Origin of the sequence: Streptomyces sp. SID13666 (assembly GCF_010548325.1) — a bacterium.
In the GTDB taxonomy this organism is placed as follows: domain Bacteria; phylum Actinomycetota; class Actinomycetes; order Streptomycetales; family Streptomycetaceae; genus Actinacidiphila; species Actinacidiphila fildesensis.
On sequence record NZ_JAAGLX010000241.1, the window covers coordinates 1 to 388 of the forward strand.

At 66.0% G+C, this 388-nt stretch carries 1 pseudogene; it reads right to left on the reverse strand.

Going from position 1 to position 388, the window contains the following annotated elements:
- Window positions 1–388, reverse strand: a pseudogene (locus G3I60_RS44290) (hypothetical protein); the annotation flags it as partial.

The following is a 388-nucleotide window of genomic DNA, read 5'->3' on the forward strand; positions in this document are numbered from 1 at the left end:
CCAGGGTCTTCTTCTCCTCGACGGTCTTGAAGCCGCCCTGCGGCTTCTTGCCCTCGTTCTCCTCGGCGTCACCCGGCTTCGGGGTGGCGCTCGCGCCGATCACGGTGAAGTCGTAGAAGGCGTACGCCTCGGTGGCGCAGTTCTCCTCCTCGTTCACGTAGCCGGTGAACCCGAACGCGTAGCCGGCGCCCAGCGGGGCGTCCTTGGCGACGGTCATGCGGAGCTTGATGTCGACCGTCTGGCCGGCCTTGAGGGTGGTCTCACCGAAGGCGACACCGATGCCGGACGGGACCCACTGCTTCGCCTCGGGGTCGTAGAACGCCAGGTCGATCTTGGAGATGAGGCTGCCGTCCTCCAGCCACAGGTCGTCGTTCTCGTTGGCGATCAT